This window comes from Lentzea aerocolonigenes, assembly GCF_000955955.1.
GTDB classification, from domain to species: Bacteria; Actinomycetota; Actinomycetes; order Mycobacteriales; family Pseudonocardiaceae; genus Lentzea; species Lentzea aerocolonigenes_A.
Map to the genome: position 1 here is coordinate 1 of NZ_JYJG01000642.1, position 380 is coordinate 380.

The 380-nt window shown below is 68.4% G+C and carries 1 protein-coding gene; it reads right to left on the reverse strand.

The window, feature by feature from the left end; genetic code table 11:
• The coding region (locus tag UK23_RS53520; protein ID WP_045318574.1) for a hypothetical protein at nt 1-380 on the reverse strand (380 nt) is incomplete at both ends.

The following is a 380-nucleotide window of genomic DNA, read 5'->3' on the forward strand; positions in this document are numbered from 1 at the left end:
CTGATCCTCACCCCACATGACGTCCCGCAACGCCGGATCAAGATTGACGAGCGCAGCATCCAACGCCCCCGCGAACACCGGGAACGCCTCGTACAGCTCCCGCGCCATCCCAAGCCGCTGCGCCCCTTGCCCGGAGAACACCACAGCCAGCGGCCGGTTCGTCACCACCCCACTGGCCCGCTCAACGCCGTTCCACACCACAGCCCGGTGCTCGAACAACGCCCGAGTAGTAGCCAGCGAGAACCCGACGTCCACCGCGGAAACGCCGCTCTCCACCAGCGCCACAACCCGCTCGACCTGAGCCTTCAACGACGCCCGCGACCTGGCCGACACCACCACCGGCGTCGGAATCGATCCCGTCTGGGCCCCCCAGGGGGAGA